The following is a 15,303-nucleotide window of genomic DNA, read 5'->3' as shown; positions in this document are numbered from 1 at the left end:
CCGCCGGTGCGACGTGCGGTGGGCCACCGGTGCGCCGCGTTTCGTGACGTCGGTGCCGGGAACGGATACGGACGAACCCCCGGAGAGGAGAACACTATGGCAGCGACGTTGCAGGGTAAGCGGGTCGCCTTCCTGGCCACCGACGGCGTGGAGGAAATCGAGTACGTCCAGCCGCGTCAGGCCGTCGAGCAGGCCGGCGCGACCGCCGAGCTGGTGTCGATCAAGCCTGGGAAGATCACCTCCTTCGAGCACCTGGACCCCTCCACCACGTACGAGGTGGATGTGAGCGCGGCCGACGCGGATCCCGCCCGGTACGACGCGCTGGTGCTGCCCGGTGGGGTGGCCAACCCGGACTTCCTGCGCACCGATTCCGACGCCGTCCGGTTCGTGCGGTCGTTCTTCGACGCCGGTAAGCCGGTCGGGGTGATCTGCCACGGCCCGTGGACGCTTGTCGAGGCGGACGTGGTGCGGGGGCGTCGGCTGACCAGCTGGCCCAGTCTGCGTACCGACCTGGTCAATGCCGGCGCGGAGTGGGTCGACGAGGAGGTCGTGACCGACAACGGGTTGGTAAGCAGCCGGAAGCCCGACGACCTACCGGCCTTCTGTTCCAAGATCGTCGAGGAGTTCGCCGAGGGCCGGCACTGATCCGGCGGCAGCGCTCATTCGGTGGCCTCGCCCGCACGGGCGAGGCCACCGCCGTGTTTCCGGCCGGTCACTTCAGGATCAGGCGGTTGGTCTGCTCGAAGACGTCCAGGTCGGCCAGGGTCTCCAGGACGCTTGCCGAGAGCGGCTGGGGCATCGCCTCGCGGTGGAAGAAGCCCGCGTCGATGGTCTCGTCGGTGACCCGGGCCAGCCGCCCGTCCCACTCCTCCACGCGGAACGCCGTGGTGAAGATCTGGTAGGTGTGGCCGTACATGTTGGTGTGGGTGCGGTCCGGGCCGGTGTAGAGCGCGAAGGCACTGACCCGTAGCGCCCTGAGCCCGGTCTCCTCGCGTACCTCCCGTACGGCGCAGTCCGCGATCGACTCGCCCAGCTCCATCGCGCCGGCGGGCAGCGCCCACTGCCCGTTGTCGGAGCGGCGGATCAGCAGGATGCGGGCCGAGTTGTCGCGCACCACGGCTCGCGCACCGACGAACATCAGCGTCCGGTCGCCGGCCAGGGCGCGCAGCTGCCCGACGTACGAATCAGCCCAGGAGATGCTCACCCGGACAATTTACGGGGGTTCCCAACGTGTGACCGGCGACACTAACTTGTTACCCATGCGTAGCACGATGATGGACGCCCCTCTTCAGGTCTCCCGGATCCTCGAACACGGCGCCACCGTGCACGGCGCGGCCGAGGTGGTGACGTGGACCGGCGCCGAGCCGCGGCGCAGCACGTACGCCGACGTCGGGCGGGACGCCGCCCGGCTCGCGCACGCCCTGCGGACGGAGTGCGGGGTGACCGGCGACGAGCGGGTCGCCACCTTCATGTGGAACAACACCGAGCACCTGGTGGCGTACTTCGCCGTGCCCAGCATGGGTGCGGTGCTGCACACGCTGAACATCCGGCTCTTTCCCGACCAGGTCACCTACATCGCCAACCACGCCGAGGACCGGGTGGTGCTTGTCGACTCGACGCTGGTCCCGCTGCTGGCGAAGTCCCTGGGTGGCATGACAAGCGTGCGGCACGTGGTGGTGGTCGGTGGCGGCGATCCCGCTCCGCTGGTGGCGGCGGCCGGCGACCGGATCGCCGTGCATCACTGGGACGCGCTGTTGGCCGGCCGCCCGGAGGTGTACGACTGGCCCGAGGTGGACGAACGCGACGCCGCCGCCCTCTGCTACACCTCCGGCACCACCGGCAACCCCAAGGGGGTGGCCTACTCGCACCGCTCGATCTACCTGCACTCGTTGCAGATCTGTATGCCGGAGGGGTTCGGGCTCGGCCCGACCGACCGGGAACTGGCCATCGTGCCGATGTTCCACGCGATGTCGTGGGGGCTGCCGTTCGCGGCCTTCCTCTCCGGCGCGTCGCTGGTGATGCCGGACCGCTTCCTCCAGGCCGCGCCGATCGCCGAGATGATCGCCGCCGAGCGGCCGACCCTGGCCGGTGCGGTGCCGACCATCTGGACCGACCTGCTGGCCCACCTGGACGGTCACGACGTCGACACCTCCTCGCTCAAGGAGGTGATCGTCGGTGGTTCGGCCTGTCCGCCGTCGCTGATGCACGCGTTCGACGAGCGGCACGGCGTCGACGTGATCCACGCCTGGGGGATGACCGAGATGTCGCCGCTGGGCTCGGTCTCGCGCCCGCCGGCCGGGGCGAGCGGCGACGACGCCTGGCGGTACCGGTACACGCAGGGCCGGGTGCCGGCCGGGGTGCGGGCCCGCATCGTGGGCCCGGCCGGAGAGCCGCTGCCCGCCGACGGGACCTCCGTCGGTGAGCTGGAGGTCCGTGGGCCATGGATCACCGCGCGGTACGTCGGGGACGACGCGCCGGATCCGGAGAAGTTCCGCGACGGCTGGCTGCGTACCGGTGACGTGGGCACCCTGTCGGCGGACGGCTACATCACCCTCACCGACCGAGCCAAGGACGTGATCAAGTCCGGCGGGGAGTGGATCTCCTCGGTGGAGCTGGAGAATGCGCTGATGGCCCACCCTGCGGTGCTGGAGGCCTGCGTGGTGGGCGTACCGGACCAACGGTGGGACGAACGGCCACTGGCCACGGTGGTGCTCCGGGAGGGTGCCTCGGCGACCCCGGAGGAGTTGCGCGACTTCCTGGCCGGGTCGGTGGCGCGCTGGCAGTTGCCCGAGCGGTGGGCGTTCATCGAGGCGGTGCCGAAGACCAGCGTCGGCAAGTTCGACAAGAAGGTAGTGCGCTCCCGGTACGCCGACGGCGACCTGGATGTGCGGGAACTGGCCACGCCGTAACGTTTTTCGGCGCATCATCGCCATTGGGAGTAGTGGCCTGCATAGACCTCTCTCCGGTGGGCGGCCCCGGCGTTCGCACCGCGCCGGGGCCGCCCGTTCCTTGCGGGGCGACCCGCAATGCCAGTATTGCGAGACTTGTTCGCCTCTGTCCTGCGGACGGCGAAAACTCCCAGGTGGGACCGCTTATTCGCGGGCGCTGAGCAGCACCTTGCCGACCACCGAGTCCTCCACCGCCTGATGTGCGGCAGCGGTCGCCGACAGCGGATAGGAGTGCAACGGCAGGCCCGCGTCCTCGCCCACCCGGATCCCGCCCTGCGCGGCGGCCGCCGCGACGTCCACCACCGCCTGCGCCTTGGCCGCCTTCGGCATCGTGTAGACAAGCACGAACTGCCAGCGGGCGTTCGGCACCATCAGCTGGCGGACCGGCAACGTCACCTCGTCGCCGCCGTCGTCGGCGTACACACAGACCACGCCACCGGGGCGCAGCAACCGTACGTCGGTGGCCGCGTTGCGCGCGGGGGAGACCTCGACAATCCCGTGCACCCCGTCGGGCGCGAGCTTGTGGACCTCCTCCACCACGTCCTGCTCCCGGTAGTTGACCACCGCCGAGGCGCCGGCCGCCGCAGCCAGTTGCGCCTTCTCGGCACTGCTCACCGTGGCGATCACGCAGGCATCGGCCCAGGCCGCCAGCTGGATCGCCGCGTTGCCGACGGCGCCGGCCCCGCCCTGCACCAGCACCGTGTGATCGCTCAGCGCGCCCGGTCGCAGGCTGTTCGGCAGATACTCCCCGGCGGTCAGGCACCGGTGCGCCGTCAGGAAGGGGATGCCCAGGCAGGCGCCCAGCTCGAAGGAGGCGTCGCCCAGGCGTACCGCCTGGCGGACCGGGACCAGGGTGTACTCGGCGGCAGTACCCCAGGGCCGCTGCCAGGCGGCCTCCCAGACCCACACCCGCTCGCCGATCAGCTCCTGGTCGACCCCCTCGCCGACCGCCTCGACCACCCCGGCGCCGTCCTGACCGGGCGTCTGCCAGCCGGCCGGCAGCGGGCCCTGCCGGCGCGACTTCCAGTCCGTCGGATTCACCCCGGACACCGCGACCCGCACCAGCAGCTCGCCCGGACCGGGTTCCGGCACCGGCCGCTCGACCAGTTGGAGCACGGAGGGATCACCGGTGCGCTCGTACACCATCGCCTTCATGCCACCGACCGTAGGCGGGCCGGGGACCGGCCGGTGCCGGTTCAGCCCAGCCGGTCGACGACGTCTGGAGTCAACTCGTCGACCGACTCCAGCACCGCCACGGCCAGCCGCTGAGCGTCCGGATCCAGCGGGTACGCGCCATGCGGCACCGCCACCACCGCCATTCCGGCGGCAGCCGCTGAGCGGACCCCGTTTGAGGAGTCCTCCACCGCCACGCAGCGCGTCGGATCGAGGCCAAGCTGCCCGGCCACGCTCAGGTAGACGTCCGGTGCCGGCTTGCCGCGTTCGGTCTCCTCGGTCGACAGGGTGCTACGGAACGCATCGGTCAGGTCGGTGGCGGCCAGCGCCGCGGCGATCAGCCGGGTCGGCGAGGAACTGGCCAGCCCCAGCGGCCACCGCGCGGCCATCCGGCGGACCACGTCGACCGCGCCGTCGATCACCGGCACCCGGGCCGCGTACCGGCGGGCCATCTCCTCGACCACCTCGGCGGCGACCTGGTCCGCGGTGCGCCGCACCCCCAACTCGTCGCTGAGGTACCGGGCCCACTCGCCGGTGCTCATGCCCATCAGACGTCGCTGGGTGTCGTCCTGCCAGGTGCCCCCGTGCTCGGCGACGTACGCCCGCCGAACCTCCTCCCACACCGGCTCGGAGTCGACGATCACCCCGTCAAGGTCGAAAACCACCCCATCCACCATCACACCCCCATCCTCCCCCACCCACCACCGCGTCGATCAAGAAGTTTGCGTCGGGAATCCGCGAGAAGTCAGACGCAAACCTCTTGGTCAACTCGTCAGGGGCGGGAGGCCGATGGGGCTGTCCGGCGGGATGACCGTGTGGGCGGCGCGGGCGATCGGGTCGAGCAGCTCGCGTAGGCGATGGGACCGCTCGGGGCCGAGGGTGAGCCAGGGGCGGGTGGCGGCGACGTCGGTGGCGTCCTCGATCGCCTGGAAAGCCGCCCGCCCGCGCTCGGTCGGCTTTCCGTCGGCGTCCAGCCAGCCACGGACGGTGAGCCGCTCGCGCGCCTGCGACCAGTCCTGCTCCGACCAGCCCCGGCCGAGCAGGTTGGCCGGCGGCATGTCGACCGCGACCCGCCAGGCCAGGGTCTCCACCGGGTCGAGATCGGCGGCCACCAGCGCCGCCACGTGCCCGTCGCCGCGATGCTCGCGAAGCGTGGTGGCGGCCTGCCAGAGCCGAGCCAGCGGATACTCACCACGGGGCAGGGCCGCATTCGCGGCGCCGAGCACCCGGCCGGCGGTCCCGAGCCCCTCGGTGGCGGCCTCAAGCAGGTCGGCGGCCTCCACGAGGTGCCGCTCAGGCAACTCGTAGGTCAACTCGGCGAGCGCCTGGACCGCCCCGGTCAGCCGGGCGCGCAGCGCCTGGTCCGGCGAGGCCAGCTGCCAGACCGCCGGCAGGGCCCGGCTCACCATGTGTGGCGCGAAGTTGTAGAAGGCGGCGATCACCGGCGCCGGACCGGTCGGCCCGAACGGCGCGGCGCGACCAGCGAAGTAACCCCGCCAGTAGCCGCGTAGCCCGGCGGCGCCGTAGGCGGCGCGGGCACGCGGGTGGAAGTAGGTGACGGCGTGCACCGGCTCGTAGTGCGTCCACATCAACCGGGCGGTCCGCCCGTCGGCGTCCACTGCCGTCACGTGCACCTCCGTGTCGCTTCGACAAGCGTCCCGGGCGACCTGCCCGGGACGCTGCCGAACCTACTGCCGGTCGGTGACCGTCCGGAAGCCCTCTGTGGTCAACGGCATCGATGTTCTGTCGGAACGAGCCGACCCGAGGCTCACTCGGCGGCGAGCACGTCCACCACGAAGCGCAGCGGACCCGCGGGGCGGCCGCCCCCACCGTCGCCGTATGCGTCCTCGGCCGGGATGTCGAGTTGCACCCGGCTGCCCACTGTCACGCCCACCAGGCCCTTGTCCCAGCCAGGGATGACCTGCCCGACCCCGATCGGGAAGGTGGCGGGCTGCCCCCGTTCCCAGGAGGAGTCGAACTCCTCGCCGCTCTCGTAGAACACGCCGACGTAGTTGGTGGTGATCGACTGGCCGGCCGTCACCTTCGGCCCGGTGCCCTCGATCAGCGGGGTCACGGTCAGCTTGGTCAGCTCACCCTCCCCGGCAGTGACGGTCGGCTTGCTGCCCAGGGCCGGGTCCGCGCCTTCCGGTAGCTGCGGTGCGGGCGGCGCAGCCGGTTCGTTGCTGGCCTCCGCCGGGGCGGACGGCGTTCCGGCGGCCTGCTCGGGCGCGTCGTCACCACCGCGCTGGCCGACGATCACGAACACGGTGATCAGCACCGCCACGACGGCGATCCCGGCGAACGCACCGGCCCAGGCCTGCCGGCGGCGCTTCGCCTCGGCTGCCTTCTGAGCCGCCAACTGCTCGGCCAGCCGCCGCCGCGCCTTGGTCTCCTGCTCGCTCACGTCCTCGACTCCCTGCTGAGAGGTGTGGGGTGGGTCCGGCCACGGGCAGCCGTCGCCGACACACGGTACCTGGTGTCGGACGCACTTCCGACCATCGATGGCCCGCGCCCGCAGGCAGGGCTGCGAGAATCATGGAGACCGGGTCGCCCCGTAACCGCCCAGAGGCGTATTCGGGCGACCAGGAGGGCAGTCAGGCGGATTTACGCGGAGTGGCCTTCTTGGCGGTCTTGGTGGCTTTCTTCTCCGCGGTCTTCTTGGCGGGCTGAGCCTTCTTGGCGGTGGTTTTCTTCTCGGCGGTCTTCTTCGCGGGTGCCTTCTTGGCCGGAGCCTTGGCGGCCTTCTTCTCCGCCGCCTTCTTCTGCGCCGAGCGTGCCGACGAGATCGGGGTCGGCTCGGCGCCACCACCGGCGGGTGCCTCGCCGCGAGCCGCCCGGGCCCGCTCCACGGACGCCTTCAGTGCGGCCATCAGATCGACAGCAGCGGCGGGAGCCTCCTCCACCTCCTCCGGCTGGACCACCTCGCGGCCCTCCACCTTCGCGTCGATGACCTCCTGCAACGCCGCCCGGTAGTCGTCGGTGAACTCGTCCGGTTGAAAGTCCCCGGCCATCGAGTCGATTAGCGAGGTGGCCATCGCCAACTCCGGTGGCCGGATCTTCAGGTCCTCGTCGAGGAAACCGAAGTCCGGCTTACGGATCTCGTCGGGCCAGAGCATCGTGTTCAGCAGCAGCACACCCTCACGGACCCGCAGGGTGGCCAACTGCTCCCGCTGACGCAGCGCCACCTTGACGATCGCCACCCGCTCCGAGTCGGTCAACGCATCCCGCAGCAGCAGGTACGGCTTGGTCGCGGTGCCCTCCGGCTCCAGGAAGTACGCCTTGTTGTAGAGGATCGGATCGACCTGTTCGGCCGGCACGAACTCCAGCACGTCGATTGCGTGGGAGGTGCTCAACGGCAGGTCGGAGAAATCCTCGTCGGTGAGGATGACCATCTCCCCGCCGCCGATGTCGTAGCCCTTGGCGATGTCGTCGTAGCTGACCTCCTCGCCACAGACCTGGCAGGTGCGCTTGTACCGGATCCGTCCGCCGTCGGCCCGGTGCACCTGGTGGAACCGGATGTCCTTCTCCTCCGTCGCGGAATACAGCTTCACCGCGATCGAGACCAGGCCGAACGACACGGCTCCCTTCCAGATGGCCCGCATGCTGCGCTCCCTTCCCCGGTATCGACCATGCTCGCATCACAGCGAACCCGGCGCGAGGTGTTCGGCCTGCTACTACAGTCGGCCTGTGCCCGGCGCGCCGCTCAAGCCGATGCTCGCGATGACCGGGCAGCTCCCGACCGGTCCCGATTGGGCGTACGAGTTCAAGTGGGACGGCGTACGCGCGTTAGCCGACATCGCCGCCGGACGACCGCGCCTGTACGCCCGATCCGGCGTGGAGATCACTACCGCCTATCCCGAGCTGATTCCGCTTGGCGAGCAGGTCGACGACGTCCTGCTCGACGGCGAGGTGGTGCTGTTCGACCAGGCCGGACGGCCCTCGTTCACCGCCCTGGCCGAGCGGATGCACGTGCGTAACGCCGCGAAGGCGGCCCGGCTGGCGGCAACCGTACCGGTCACGTACATGATCTTCGACGTGTTGCGGCTGGGCGGTCGGGACCTCACCGGCTGGTCGTACGCCCGGCGGCGGGAGGCCCTCGACGGCCTGGCGCTGGGCGCGGCGCGATGGGCGGTGCCTCCGGTCTTCTCCGACGGCCCGGCCACCTACGAGGCGGCCGGCGAACACGGCCTCGAAGGGGTGATGGCCAAGCGGGTCGAGTCGGCCTACCGGCCCGGGGTGCGTTCGCCCGACTGGGTGAAGGTCAAACTGGAGGTGACCGGCGACTTCGTCGTCGGCGGCTGGCGGCCCGGCGCACGGAAGATCGGCGGCCTGCTGGTCGGGGTCCCGGGCGTCGACGGTCGACTCGTCTACCGGGGTCGGGTCGGTGGTGGGATCGGTGCCGCCCTCGAACGGGAACTGCTCCACGAGTTGGAGCCGCTGCGCACCACCGCCTCGCCGTTCCGCGGCGACGTGCCCCGCGAGGATGCCCGGGGCGCGATCTGGGTAACTCCCCGGATGGTGGTGGAGGTCAAGTACGGCCAACGCACCCCCGACGGGCGCCTACGGTTCCCCCGGATCCTGCGGATCCGCCCGGACAAACCGGCCGAGGAGGTCGAGGATGCCAGCTGACCGGTTCCCGGTCGAGGTGCAGGGCCGCACGCTGGAGCTGTCCAACCTGGACAAGGTCCTCTATCCGGCGGTCGGCTTCACCAAGGGCGAGGTGATCGACTACTACACCCGGATCGCCCCGGTGCTGCTGCCGCACCTGGCCGACCGGGCGCTGACCCGCATCCGCTACCCGAACGGGGTTACCGGCGGCTCGTTCTTCGAGAAGAACGCACCCGCCGCCACCCCATCCTGGGTACGCGTCGAGACGCTGCCGGCGCCGGGCTCCACCAAGGGCCGGGAGACCATCGACTACGTCGTCGCCAATGACCTGCCCACCCTGGTCTGGCTGGCCAACCTCGCCGCCCTGGAACTGCACACCCCGCAGTGGAAGGTCGGCGCCCACCCGGACCTGATGGTGGTCGACCTGGACCCGGGCACCCCTGCGGCACTGAAGCAGTGCTGCCAGGTGGCCCTGTCGCTGCGCGACCGGCTGGCCGCCGACGGCCTGGACGCCTACCCGAAGACCTCCGGGAAGAAGGGCATGCAACTCTGCTGCCCGATCTCCGGCACCCAGTCCGCCGACGACGTGTCGGCCTACGCCCGGCGCATCGCCCAGGAACTCGAACGCGACCAGCCGAAACTGGTGGTCTCGAAGATGGCGAAGAACCTGCGGCCGGGCAAGGTCTTCATCGACTGGAGCCAGAACAACGCGGCGAAGACCACGGTGGCGCCGTACTCGCTGCGCGCCCAGCCCGTCCCGTCGGTGTCGACGCCGCTGACCTGGGACGAGGTCTCCGCCGGTGCGGCGGGCCGACGTCCGGCCACCAGGCCGTACACCGCCGGTGAGGTGCTGGAGCGGGTCGAGGAGCATGGCGACCTGCTTGCCCCGCTGCTCGACGGCGGCCCCGAACTGCCGGAGTAGACGACCACCGCCCATGCTCACATGGCGGTGCCCGCGGGCCAGGTGGTGTAGGAGATCCGGGCGTTCAGGTTGGCCGGTACGCCGAGCCAGGCGTAGCAGTTGACCAGGACCACCGTGTTCGCCCCGGATCGCCCCCAGCCGGCGAGCACGCAGTGGCCGCGAGGCCGACTGCCGGGAAGGATGCCCAGGTGGGCGTTGGCGAAGGCGGTGCCGAACGCGGTTCCGGTGCCGCTGAAGATCATCTGGTAACGGCCGGTGCCGAGCAGCGTGCCGCTGGCGCCGCCATAGCCGGGCAGCGTCGAGTTGTAGCTGTCGCCGCCGATGAACCCACTATCGGTGACGTTCTCGCCGTAGAGGGTGCCGCTGGCGAACCGTGGGCCCGCCGAGTGGCCGAGCAGGTCGACCCGGGAGCCGTAGGTGACCGCGAACCGGGCGTCGACGTCGTTACCGGCGGCGTTGGCGCACCGCACCTCCCGGCCGTCCGGCCAGTCGATCTGGCAGTTCACCGCGCTGCCGCCCAGCGCCGTGACGTGTGCCATCGGGAAGATCGGGGCACCCGACTCACTTGCCGGGTTGGGGTTCATGTGGAAGCGGTAGCGGCCGGTGCCGAGCCGTTCATAGCTGATCGCCCCACCCGTCGAGTCGTACCGCAGACCGGCCGGGACGGTACGCAGACCGACCGGCGTCGCCTGGTCGGTGGTGAACCAGGCCAACCGTCCCTGATGGATCTGCTGCCGGTTGGTGAAGGTCGCCACGAACCGGCTGTCCACCGGTGCGCCGGTCGCCCCGAAGCACCGTACCTGGATCAGCAGGTGGTTACCGCCCAGCAGGCTCCGATACCAGCTGGCCACCGTGCAGTGCACGGGTCCGCCACCGTACGCCACGACGTGCGCGACGCCGGTGCTTGTCGCCGCGTGCTGCAACTCGACCGTGTACGCCCCGGTGCCGGTCCGCCGTACGACAATGTCACCCTCGGTGGAGGACCAGCTCCAGCCGTTGTCGACTGTGTACTCGGTCGCGGCCGGCTGGTTCGCCCACACGGTCGCGATGACCGCGACGTTGGGTAGCGGATCAGCCGCCGCGGCTGCCGGCGGGGCCAGCACCGCGCCCACCGTGAGCATCACCAGTGCGGCCCGTAGCCGCGTCGATCGCCTCATTGCCAGCCTCCCGCCCGACAACACCCGGCGTCGACATCGGACGCCCGCGCCACGAGTCTGGCAGCCTCCGGCAACGGTCGCGCTCTCAGCACTTGTGGGCCGGCGCCGACCCGTCGTGTCGCCGCAGTCGCGCGTACGCGCCGGTGAGCACGGCGGCCGCGAGCAGGCTGACGATCACGTCACTGAGCAGGGCCTGGGTGGGCGATGCCGGTGAGTACGGAGGCACCAGGTAAGCCAGCACGGCCGCCCCGACGAGTGCTCCCGCAGCACTGGCCAGCACATGTCCCTGACCCCACCCGGAGCGTCCCGACCACCGGACCAGCACGCCCACCAGCGCGGTGACGGCGACGACCGACACGGCGACGCCGATCCAGCCGGAGAGCATGGCGACACCCAGGTAGACGAGGAAGACCAACAGGCCGGGACGGAACGGTCGGGGTGCGCCGGTCGGAGCCGGCACCGGCCGACGCCGCCAGCGGGGCAGGGCCGCCACCACGACCAGGGCGAGAACGACCGACGTCGCCCCGATGAGCTGACCGGGGCTGGCCAGGAACCCCTTGCGTCCACTGTCGTCGGCGAAGACGAGCAGGCTGCCCAGCAGGTAGACGACGGTCATGGCGGCCAGGCCGGGTGCCCGCAACCAAGGCCGCAGCCGGCGGGCCGGGGAGAGGTACGACTCGACGATGGCGATCGGCGCGCAGATGGTCAACGCCACATGGTTGCCGAGGAAACTGATCGCCTCCTGCGCGCTGATACCCAGCACCGGAACGCGGGTGCGGTCCGCCGCGCTCAGCTCCGCGAACTCGGTGTCGGCCAGGTAGTCGGGGTTGAACAGCGACTGGTCCACCAGGCCCGCCTGGACCACCCCGAACCCCGCCGCCAGCAGTACGATCATCGGCCAGCCACCGCCGGTACGCCGGGCCGCCTCCCGGATGAGCACCGCCGCGCCCCCGTACATCGGCGCCAGTACCACCACGACGAGCAGCATGTCGGTGCCGGCGAACCCGCCCCACGAGCATTCGGCGGCCCAGGGGGCGAGGAACAGGAGCGCCACGACCGGTACGAGTCGTCGCAGCATCGGCTGCCGGCCGCCGTCGAGTCGCGCTAGCCCGTGGGTGGTCATGGCTCTGACTCTCCATGCGAGGGGGCACCCTCCACCAATGCCATCAGTCATGTCTTCACCGGCCCGCCGGGCGGGTCGGCCTCGACATGCCCGGGTGGCAGGAGTAGGACCTACGTATGCGCGCTGCCCTTCCCGTACCGTCCGCCGCCGGTCTCGCCGACCCGGACCGACCGCTGCTCAGTTACCTCGACCACCGGACCGGCGCGCGTCACGACCTGACCGCCGCCGCGCTGGGTGACCTGGCGGCGCGGGCCGCCGGGCTGCTGCGTGACGGCTGCGGGCTGGCCCCGGGCAGCCGGGTGGCGGTGCTGCTGCCGCCGCACTGGCGTACCGCCGCGGTGCTGTTGGGGGCCTGGGCGGTGGGGCTGGCGGTGTCGTTCCGGCCGCGCGCCACCGCCGGGCTGCCGGTGCTGGAGCCCGGTGGCGACCGACCGTACGACGTGGTCCTGGTCACCCCGGAACGGCTCGACGACTGGCTGGAGGACGTACCCGACGGGCTGCACCGGTACCTCGTCGGCACCGGGCCACAGCCGTTGGTCGACGTGCCGGCCGGCTGGCTCGACTGGTCCGTGGAGGTGCTGCGGCACGGCGTCGCCCCGACCGACCGGCCCGTGCTGCACGCGAACGACGCGGCCAGCCCGGACGGCACCAGCTATGCCGAGTGGGGCTCGATCGCCAAGGCGGTGGCCGAGCAACTCGACCTGCGGACCGGTGACCGGCTGCTTGTCGACGTCGCCGAGCACGACCAGCCGCTCAAGTGGCTGCTCGCGCCGCTCTCCGCAGGTGCCTCGGTGCTGCTCTGCGCCAACCTCGACCCCGCCGACCGGGACGCCGTCGCCGCCGCCGAGCAGGTCACCCGCGTGCTCTGAGGACCCCAGGGTCAACCCAATGCAGCAACATCCCTGTTGTTGCTATCGGCCCGAGTTGAGGCAGCAACAACAGGGATGTTGCGGGGATCTGGCTGGTGACGCGGTCAGTCGACGGTGGGCAACGGTGGGCCGAGGACGTCGTCGGCGTCGACGATGGTGTACGCGTATCCCTGCTCGGCGAGGAAGCGCTGGCGGTGGGCGGCGTACTCGGTGTCGATGGTGTCCCGGGAGACCACCGTGTAGAAGTGCGCCTGCCGGCCGTCGGCCTTGGGGCGCAGCACCCGGCCCAGACGTTGCGCCTCCTCCTGTCGGGAGCCGAACGTGCCGGACACCTGGATCGCCACCGCCGCCTCGGGCAGGTCGATGGAGAAGTTGCCCACCTTGGAAATCACAAGCGTCCGGATCTCCCCGGTGCGGAAGGCGTCGAAGAGGCGTTCGCGTTCCTTGTTCGTGGTGGAGCCCTGCACGATCGGGGCGTCGAGATATTCGCCCAACTGGTGCAGTTGGTCGATGTACGCGCCGATGACCAGCGTCTGCTCGTTCGGATGCCGGTCGAGCAGGGCGCGTACCACAGGCAGTTTGGTGCGGGCGGTGGCCGCCATCCGGTAGCGCTCCTCCGCCTCCGCCGTCGCGTACGCCATCCGCTCGGCGTCGGTCAGGGTCACCCGGACCTCGACGCACTCGGCAGGGGCGATCCACCCCTGCGACTCGATGTCCTTCCAGGGCGCGTCGTAGCGCTTCGGACCGATCAGGCTGAACACGTCGCCCTCCCGGCCGTCCTCGCGTACCAGGGTGGCGGTCAGGCCCAGCCGGCGGCGGGCCTGGAGGTCCGCGGTGAAGCGGAAGATCGGCGCGGGCAGCAGGTGTACCTCGTCGTAGACGACCAGGCCCCAGTCGCGGGCACCGAACAGGTCCAGGTGGGTGAAGGCGCCGCCGCGTCGTGAGGTGAGCACCTGGTACGTGGCGATGGTGACCGGGCGGATCTCCTTGCGCTCACCCGAGTACTCGCCGATCTCCTCCTCGGTCAGCGAGGTGCGGGCGATCAGCTCGCGCTTCCACTGCCGGCCGGCCACCGTGTTGGTGACCAGGATCAGCGTGGTGGCCTTCGCCTCGGCCATCGCCGCCGCCCCGACCAGCGTCTTACCGGCCCCGCAGGGCAGCACCACCACGCCCGACCCGCCGGCCCAGAACGCCTCGACCGCCTCCCGCTGGTACGACCGCAGCGTCCACGGCTTACCACCGTCCTGGCCGGCCTCGGCCAGCTCGATCGGGTGCGCCTCGCCGTCGACGTACCCGGCGAGGTCCTCCGCCGGCCAGCCCAGCTTGAGCAGCGCCTGCTTGAGCCGCCCCCGCTCGGAGGGGTGCACCGCGATGGTGTCGTCGTCGATGCGGTTGCCGAGCATCCCGGCGAGCTTCTTGCTCTTGGCCACCTCGACCAGGACCACCCGGTCCAGGGCGCGCAGGACGAGGCCGTGCGCCGGATCGTTGGCGAGTTGGAGCCGCCCGTACCGGTCCATCGTCTCGGCCACGTCCACCAGCAGCGCGTGTGGCACCGGGTACCGCGAATACTTGATCAACGCGTCCACCACGCCCTCGGCGTCGTGGCCGGCGGCGCGGGCGTTCCACAACCCGAGCGGCGTCAGTCGGTACGTGTGCACGTGCTCGGGCGAGCGTTCCAACTCGGCGAAGGGGGCGATGGCCATCCGGCAGGCCTGTGCGTCGGGATGGTCGATCTCCAGCAGGAGGGTCTTGTCCGACTGCACGATAAGCGGTCCACCACTCACGCCGAATCCTCTCGTCCGTACGGCTGATCCGGCCGCCGAAGCAGGTGGCTGACCTGCCAAAGGGCGACCATCCAGTGTTGCACGCGCGGGCGGGTGGCGAGAAAGTGCTCATCCCGCGCAACCCAGCGGGTGTCCCGGTGCGTCTAGCAGTAGGGGACGAGTTGTCGAGGTCGGCGGCCCGATGGGTCGCGAAACGGGCCACCGTACGCCCTCGCGGTCGTCATGCCGGTCGGTGCCGGTGCGTAGCGCGTTCGATCCACGGCCGGACGGGCCAGGAAAGCGGGGGCCGTTCCCGTCGCAGTGGAAGCCAACGGGGGCGAGCGGCGCGCCCGGGCCGTACCGGCGACCCCACCTCACCGTTTGGTCGCCGGGCCTCGCAGGGTACGAGCCGAGTCGGATCTGTACGAAATGGTGCTGGCCGACAGACGTCAAGGGTGACACCCTTGACGTCCAGGGCCGGACCGTACGGGGGAGGGCAGATGACCGTTGATCAGGAAGTTGTCCCCGAGCGCAAGCAGGCAGAGCCGTCCGAACCCGTCTCCACCGCCACGGTGGTCGCGTACGCGATCGTCGGGGTCGTCCTGTTCGGCTGGTTCCTGTTCGGCTGGCTGGTGCTCCAACAGGGCTTCATCGACTCGGTCGGCGAGGCCGCCGGGACCGGGTTCGCCCTGCTGCTGGTCGTGGCGATCGTCGGGTCGGTACGGCGCAGCCGCCGCTGA

The 15,303-nt window shown here is 70.9% G+C and carries 15 protein-coding genes; 6 read left to right on the top strand and 9 right to left on the bottom strand.

Going from position 1 to position 15,303, the window contains the following annotated elements; translation table 11 throughout:
* The first annotated feature begins 96 nt into the window (after positions 1 to 96).
* Positions 97 to 645 (top strand): type 1 glutamine amidotransferase domain-containing protein, encoded by a 549-nt coding sequence (locus tag AB0J93_RS19195; protein WP_363923599.1) that lies wholly within the window; start codon positions 97 to 99, stop codon positions 643 to 645.
* 67 nt (positions 646 to 712) lie between these two features.
* Here the strand turns inward: AB0J93_RS19195 and AB0J93_RS19190 are convergent, their stop codons facing one another.
* On the bottom strand, positions 713 to 1,204 hold the full coding sequence (locus AB0J93_RS19190; RefSeq protein ID WP_093404100.1) for an NUDIX domain-containing protein: 492 nt from the start codon (positions 1,202 to 1,204) through the stop codon (positions 713 to 715).
* 55 nt (positions 1,205 to 1,259) lie between these two features.
* Here AB0J93_RS19190 and AB0J93_RS19185 point away from each other — a divergent pair, with 55 nt between their 5' ends.
* Positions 1,260 to 2,909 (top strand): fatty acid--CoA ligase, encoded by a 1,650-nt coding sequence (locus tag AB0J93_RS19185; protein ID WP_363923596.1) that lies wholly within the window; start codon positions 1,260 to 1,262, stop codon positions 2,907 to 2,909.
* A gap of 183 nt (positions 2,910 to 3,092) precedes the next feature.
* On the opposite strand, the gene AB0J93_RS19180 is transcribed toward AB0J93_RS19185, so the two are convergent.
* The 5 genes from AB0J93_RS19180 to AB0J93_RS19160 all read right to left on the bottom strand — a co-directional run bounded on the left by AB0J93_RS19180 (position 3,093) and on the right by AB0J93_RS19160 (position 7,723).
* Complete coding sequence (locus tag AB0J93_RS19180; protein ID WP_363923594.1) at positions 3,093 to 4,103, bottom strand: NADPH:quinone reductase; 1,011 nt, start codon at positions 4,101 to 4,103, stop codon at positions 3,093 to 3,095.
* Between the two features lie 41 nt (positions 4,104 to 4,144).
* On the bottom strand, positions 4,145 to 4,798 hold the full coding sequence (locus AB0J93_RS19175) for an HAD family phosphatase (protein ID WP_363923592.1): 654 nt from the start codon (positions 4,796 to 4,798) through the stop codon (positions 4,145 to 4,147).
* An 87-nt stretch (positions 4,799 to 4,885) separates the two neighbouring features.
* On the bottom strand, positions 4,886 to 5,710 hold the full coding sequence (locus tag AB0J93_RS19170; RefSeq protein ID WP_363923771.1) for a hypothetical protein: 825 nt from the start codon (positions 5,708 to 5,710) through the stop codon (positions 4,886 to 4,888).
* 179 nt (positions 5,711 to 5,889) lie between these two features.
* Positions 5,890 to 6,525 (bottom strand): FKBP-type peptidyl-prolyl cis-trans isomerase, encoded by a 636-nt coding sequence (locus AB0J93_RS19165; RefSeq protein WP_363923590.1) that lies wholly within the window; start codon positions 6,523 to 6,525, stop codon positions 5,890 to 5,892.
* 190 nt (positions 6,526 to 6,715) lie between these two features.
* Positions 6,716 to 7,723: a Ku protein gene (locus AB0J93_RS19160; protein ID WP_363923588.1), complete on the bottom strand. Its 1,008-nt coding sequence runs from the start codon at positions 7,721 to 7,723 to the stop codon at positions 6,716 to 6,718.
* 85 nt (positions 7,724 to 7,808) lie between these two features.
* Between AB0J93_RS19160 and ligD (AB0J93_RS19155) the strand changes: the two genes are divergently transcribed.
* Both ligD (AB0J93_RS19155) and ligD (AB0J93_RS19150) read left to right on the top strand, forming a co-directional pair.
* Positions 7,809 to 8,750 carry a non-homologous end-joining DNA ligase gene (gene ligD / locus AB0J93_RS19155; protein WP_363923586.1) on the top strand — a complete coding sequence of 314 codons (942 nt, stop codon included), beginning with the start codon at positions 7,809 to 7,811 and terminating at the stop codon, positions 8,748 to 8,750.
* Entirely contained in the window at positions 8,740 to 9,651 is a 912-nt protein-coding gene (gene ligD / locus AB0J93_RS19150; RefSeq protein ID WP_363923584.1) for a non-homologous end-joining DNA ligase, read from the top strand. Before ligD (AB0J93_RS19155) ends, ligD (AB0J93_RS19150) begins: the two co-directional genes overlap by 11 nt.
* A gap of 17 nt (positions 9,652 to 9,668) precedes the next feature.
* Here ligD (AB0J93_RS19150) and AB0J93_RS19145 read toward each other — a convergent pair whose 3' ends face one another.
* Both AB0J93_RS19145 and AB0J93_RS19140 read right to left on the bottom strand, forming a co-directional pair.
* The gene (locus AB0J93_RS19145; protein ID WP_363923582.1) at positions 9,669 to 10,808 is read right to left on the bottom strand and encodes a hypothetical protein; all 1,140 of its coding nucleotides are present in this window, start codon (positions 10,806 to 10,808) and stop codon (positions 9,669 to 9,671) included.
* Positions 10,809 to 10,893: 85 nt separating this feature from the next.
* Positions 10,894 to 11,931: a hypothetical protein gene (locus AB0J93_RS19140; protein WP_363923580.1), complete on the bottom strand. Its 1,038-nt coding sequence runs from the start codon at positions 11,929 to 11,931 to the stop codon at positions 10,894 to 10,896.
* A gap of 116 nt (positions 11,932 to 12,047) precedes the next feature.
* On the opposite strand from AB0J93_RS19140, the gene AB0J93_RS19135 reads away from it, so the two are divergent.
* Positions 12,048 to 12,800, top strand: coding sequence for a TIGR03089 family protein (locus tag AB0J93_RS19135; RefSeq protein WP_363923578.1), 753 nt, complete (start codon positions 12,048 to 12,050; stop codon positions 12,798 to 12,800).
* Between the two features lie 104 nt (positions 12,801 to 12,904).
* Here AB0J93_RS19135 and AB0J93_RS19130 read toward each other — a convergent pair whose 3' ends face one another.
* Positions 12,905 to 14,584, bottom strand: a complete 1,680-nt coding sequence (locus tag AB0J93_RS19130) for a DNA repair helicase XPB (protein WP_363923576.1) — start codon at positions 14,582 to 14,584, stop codon at positions 12,905 to 12,907.
* Positions 14,585 to 15,063: 479 nt separating this feature from the next.
* Here AB0J93_RS19130 and AB0J93_RS19125 point away from each other — a divergent pair, with 479 nt between their 5' ends.
* Positions 15,064 to 15,303, top strand: a complete 240-nt coding sequence (locus AB0J93_RS19125) for a hypothetical protein (protein WP_363923574.1) — start codon at positions 15,064 to 15,066, stop codon at positions 15,301 to 15,303.

This window comes from Micromonospora sp. NPDC049374 (genome assembly GCF_040677165.1).
Taxonomy (GTDB): Bacteria; Actinomycetota; Actinomycetes; order Mycobacteriales; family Micromonosporaceae; genus Micromonospora.
Note: the sequence above shows the minus strand (reverse complement) of the source record. Positions and strands in the feature narration are given on the sequence as shown.